Genomic DNA, 5,204 nt, shown 5'->3' with positions numbered 1-5,204 from the left:
GGAGGGCGCCGGGTTCTGCGAGGGCGGCTGCGAGGGCTGCGTGGGCTGCGTGGGCTGCGTGGGCTGCGACCCGGAACCGCCGCCGCCGACGTTCAGGTCGATGCAGTTGTAGAACGCCATCGGGGTGTCGCCGATGTTCCAGATGGCGAGGACCTTCTGCTTGCCGGGGAAGGCGCTGAGGTCGACCCGGTGCGTCACGACCGAGTCCGGGATCTGGTTGCGGTCGTCGAAGACGGCCACGCGGGTGCCGCCGACGAAGTACTCCCAGGTGCTGGTGCGGTGCCGCGCGGTCAGCGTCCAGCTGAAGGTCACCGTGCTGCCGACCGACTTGGCGGGCCAGTCGCGGCTCTCGTCGGAGAGCACCGCGAACTGGCTGAGGCCGCCGTGGCAGTTGCGCTGCCCCTTGGTGCCCTCGACGCTCTGCGGCTCGAACTGGATGGGCCCGCAGTCGGGCACGGCGCCCGCGGCGCACAGCGCCTGCCGGCTCGGCGGCGCGGAGACGTAGCCGTGCGCCGCCGCGGGGGCCGCGGTGAACAGCGTCGTCCCGGCGGCCGCCGTGAGGACGGCGAGCGGGTAGGCGATCGTCCTGCGCATACAGGCTTTCCTTCCCATCGTCTTAAGGGGGGTGGTCGCCGCCCGTCGGGGGGACCGTGATGCGTCAGGACGTTAGTGACGGCTCTCCTAAGACCGCCTTAACGACCGGGGAAGCGGCCGTCAATCCTCGCGGCGCCCACCTGGGCGGAGACGCCGCAGCCGCAAGTAGCTTGATATCGAGACAAATAAGATGTATCTTGACATCGAGAGAAAAGCCGCCGAAGTTAGGCCCACCTGATTCCCGGTGAGGACACCGACTAAGGCAGGATCAAGTAAGACGAGCATTCGGCCCGCCGTGCCCCACGGCACCCGACGGGCGGGCGTAGCAGACCAAGACGAAACGCCGCGCGCTCATGATTCGGACCGGTCGCGCGGTGGTGACGGAGGAGGAGTCCGTGTCCTCGAACAGCTTCGGCAGCCTTGACAAGCTGCAGGTAGGCGACAAGTCGTACGACATCCATCGGCTGGACGCGGTCGAGGGCTCCGCCCGGCTCCCGTACAGCCTGAAGGTGCTGCTGGAGAACCTCCTGCGCACCGAGGACGGCGCGAACGTCACGGCCGACCACATCCGCGCCATCGCGGAATGGGACCCGTCGGCGCAGCCCAGCAAGGAGATCCAGTTCACCCCCGCCCGGGTGATCATGCAGGACTTCACCGGCGTGCCGTGCGTGGTGGACCTCGCCACGATGCGCGAGGCCGTCCGCGACCTCGGCGGCGACCCGGGCAGCATCAACCCGCTCGCCCCGGCCGAGCTGGTCATCGACCACTCCGTCATCGTCGACTACTTCGGCTCCCCGGACGCGTTCGAGCGCAACGTCCAGCGGGAGTACGAGCGCAACGGCGAGCGCTACCAGTTCCTGCGCTGGGGGCAGACGGCGTTCGACGAGTTCAAGGTCGTCCCGCCCGGCACCGGCATCGTCCACCAGGTCAACATCGAGCACCTCGCCCGCGTGGTGTTCGACCGCGACGGCGTCGCCTACCCCGACACGTGCGTCGGCACCGACTCGCACACGACGATGCAGAACGGCATCGGCGTCCTCGGCTGGGGCGTCGGCGGCATCGAGGCCGAGGCCGCGATGCTCGGCCAGCCGATCTCCATGCTCATCCCGCGCGTGGTCGGCTTCAAGCTGACCGGCGAGATGCCCGCGGGCACCACCGCGACCGACCTGGTCCTCACCATCACCGAGATGCTGCGCCAGCACGGCGTCGTCGGCAAGTTCGTCGAGTTCTACGGCCAGGGCGTCCAGGCGCTGCCGGTGGCGAACCGCGCCACGATCGGCAACATGAGCCCCGAGTTCGGCTCCACCGCCGCGACCTTCCCGGTCGACGGCGAGACGCTGAAGTACCTGCGCCTCACCGGCCGCAGCGAGGAGCAGGTCGCCCTCGTCGAGGCGTACGCCAAGGCGCAGGGCCTGTGGCTCGACCCGTCCTCGGAGCCCGAGTTCTCCGAGCACCTGGAGCTGGACCTGTCCACGGTCGTCCCGTCGCTGGCCGGGCCGAAGCGCCCGCAGGACCGCATCTCCGTGGAGCACGCCAAGCGGACCTGGCGCCGCGACGTGCACAGCTACGTCAAGAGCGTCATGGGCCCGACGGACCAGGCGGTCAACGAGAGCTTCCCGGCGTCCGACGCCCCGGCGATCACCCACGGCGGCAACGGCGACCGGCCGCGCAAGGTCGACGGCGACGGCACCAGCCGCCCGCACAAGCGCGTCCCCGTCACCCTTGAGGACGGCACCAGCTTCGAACTCGACCACGGGCACGTCGCCATGGCCGCCATCACCTCCTGCACCAACACGTCCAACCCGTACGTGATGATCGGCGCGGCGCTGGTGGCGAAGAAGGCCGTCGAGAAGGGCCTGAACCGCAAGCCGTGGGTGAAGACGTCCCTCGCGCCGGGCTCGCAGGTCGTCACCGACTACTACGAGCGCGCTGGGCTCACCCCGTACCTCGACAAGATCGGCTTCAACCTCGTCGGGTACGGCTGCACCACCTGCATCGGCAACTCCGGCCCGCTGCAGCCGGAGATCTCCAAGGCCGTCCACGACAACGACCTCGCCGTCACCGCGGTGCTGTCCGGCAACCGCAACTTCGAGGGCCGCATCAGCCCCGACGTCAAGATGAACTACCTGGCGTCGCCGCCGCTGGTCATCGCCTACGCCCTCGCCGGGTCGATGGACGTCGACATCCTCAACGACCCGATCGCCGAGGGCACCGACGGCCCGGTCTACCTGCGCGACATCTGGCCCTCGCACGAGGAGATCGCCGAGATCGTCGAGTCGTCCATCGGCAAGGAGATGTTCACCTCCAGCTACGCCGACGTGTTCAAGGGCGACGACCGCTGGCGCAACCTGGACATCCCGACCGGCGACCTGTTCGAGTGGGCCCCGGACTCCACCTACGTCCGCAAGGCCCCCTACTTCGACGGCATGTCCGCCGAGCCGGAGCCGGTCACCGACATCCACGGCGCCCGCGTCCTGGCGAAGCTGGGCGACTCGGTCACCACCGACCACATCTCCCCGGCCGGGGCGATCAAGGTCGGCACGCCCGCCGCGCAGTACCTCCAGGACAACGGCGTCGCGGTCAAGGACTTCAACTCCTACGGCTCGCGCCGCGGCAACCACGAGGTCATGATCCGCGGGACGTTCGCGAACATCCGGCTCCGCAACGAGCTCCTGGACGACGTCGAGGGCGGCTACACCCGCGACTTCACCCAGGACGGTGCGCCGCAGTCGTTCATCTACGACGCCTCGCGCAACTACATCGAGCAGGGCATCCCGCTCGTCGTCATCGCCGGCAAGGAGTACGGTTCCGGCTCGTCCCGCGACTGGGCCGCCAAGGGCACCGCGCTGCTCGGCGTCCGCGCCGTCATCGCCGAGTCCTACGAGCGCATCCACCGCTCGAACCTCATCGGCCTCGGCGTCCTGCCGCTCCAGTTCAAGGACGGCGAGTCCGCCGAGTCCCTCGGCCTCACCGGCACCGAGACCTTCGACATCACGGGCGTCACCGCGATGAACGAGGGCGGCGTCCCCGCGGAGGTCACGGTGAAGGCGGGCGACAAGGAGTTCACCGCCGTCGTCCGCATCGACACCCCGGGCGAGGCGGAGTACTACCGCCACGGCGGCATCCTCCAGTACGTCCTCCGCAACCTCCTCCGCAAGTAAGCCGCAACGAGGGTGCCCGTCCCCGGCCCGGGGACGGGCACCCTTGCCGTTCGGGGGATCAGTTCCGCGCAGTTCACTGCGACGCCCGAAGGCTGCTGTGGACCTCCAGCGTGGATACGCCCGGGACCGATATCGCGCGTCCGCCGCTGGAGAATCTTGAAGGCGTTAGTAGTTCTTTCGCGGTGGTTCTGTGGTCTTTTATGTTGCGGTGGCCTTTTATGTTGCGGTGGTCTTTTATGTTGCGGTGGCCTTTTATGTTGCGGTGGTTTGCCGGGATGGTGTGGTTGCGGTGGGTGCCCGGCTGAGGTGGCCTCTGGCGGCTCGGTGCGTATCGTGCGGTTCGCTGTCGGCTGGAGTCACTTCGGCTGAGGTCGCCGGTCAGTGATGGGTTGTCTGCGCAGGGGTCTGCACAGGGTCCTGTCGCCGGGGCCCCTGCCCGAGCGGCGTCTCGTTCTATCGTTGCGGTCTGCGACCGCAAAGCCCTGAGTCTGCCATTCTGCCCCCAGAGGGGCGCGCATTTCGTCTGAAATGCGCGCCGGGCTGGCTGACTACAAGGTCTCAGAAATGTCACTGTCGGACGCATGTTCGGTGGATGGTTGTTCGATATCATTGAGTTATGTGTTCGAGTGGCGATATCGATGTGGCGTCGATGTCCACCAGTCAGTTGGTGGACGCGGCGGCCGCGATCGCGGCCGAACTCGCCCACCGTGAGGCACCCGCGTCGGCGGGTGTGTGCATGCGGGACGCCGAAACCTTGGCCCGCGCCACCGACCTGCACGAAAGCGCCCTCGCCGGGCTGGTGGCGCGGGTGGATGCGGCGGGGGAGATGCGCCGGAGGGGCTACCCGTCTGCTCGGAGTTGGCTGCGCTCGGGTCTGGGGATGCGTGAGGCCCGCGCCAAGGAACGCGTCCAGCTGGCCCGCCAGCGCCACCGACTGCCCGAGGTCGCCGGGCGGCTGGCTCGTGGTGACCTTTCCTACGGGTACGCGACCACGATCGCGGCCGCCGTCGCGCGGCTGGGCGATGACGACTGCGGCGCTGCCGAGGACATCCTTCTCGAGCTGGCCGGTCAGGGGTTCTCCGCCGGGAAGGTCGCCGCGTTCGGTCGTCGGATCACCGATCTGATCGCCGAACGCGACGGCACCGACAAGCCCGACCCCGGCTCGCGGCGCGGCTATGAGACGTCGTGGATCGATTCCACCCGCTCCCTGGACGGGGGCCGTTACATCAAGGGGTGGTTGAACGCCGAGGACGCGGCGATCTGGGACGGCACGCTGGCGCCGCTGGCCAAACCGGCGGGTACCGACGACCGGCGTGATCTGTCCCAGCGGATGGCGGCGGCCCTTACCGGCGTCCTCGCAGGCGGTCACCGGGCCACCAAGGTCACCGTCATCTGCGACCTGGACACCCTCACCGGCGGCACCACCCCCGCCCGCCTCAGCGACGGCAC

At 68.8% G+C, this 5,204-nt stretch carries 3 protein-coding genes; 2 read left to right on the top strand and 1 reads right to left on the bottom strand.

The features are described from left to right. The coding region (locus tag E1200_RS31110; protein ID WP_131955860.1) for a lytic polysaccharide monooxygenase auxiliary activity family 9 protein at nucleotides 1-594 on the bottom strand (594 nt) is incomplete at its 3' end. A 395-nt stretch (nucleotides 595-989) separates the two neighbouring features. Between E1200_RS31110 and acnA the strand changes: the two genes are divergently transcribed. Both acnA and E1200_RS31100 read left to right on the top strand, forming a co-directional pair. Further along, nucleotides 990-3,755, top strand: a complete 2,766-nt coding sequence (gene acnA, locus E1200_RS31105; RefSeq protein WP_131955858.1) for an aconitate hydratase AcnA — start codon at nucleotides 990-992, stop codon at nucleotides 3,753-3,755. A 649-nt stretch (nucleotides 3,756-4,404) separates the two neighbouring features. Next, nucleotides 4,405-5,204: DUF222 domain-containing protein (locus E1200_RS31100; protein ID WP_165950536.1), on the top strand; the 800-nt coding region annotated here is incomplete at its 3' end.

The organism is Actinomadura sp. GC306 (assembly GCF_004348665.1).
Taxonomy (GTDB): Bacteria; Actinomycetota; Actinomycetes; order Streptosporangiales; family Streptosporangiaceae; genus Spirillospora.
The sequence above is the reverse complement of the archived record's forward strand: the minus strand, read 5'-3'. Positions and strand labels throughout refer to the sequence as shown.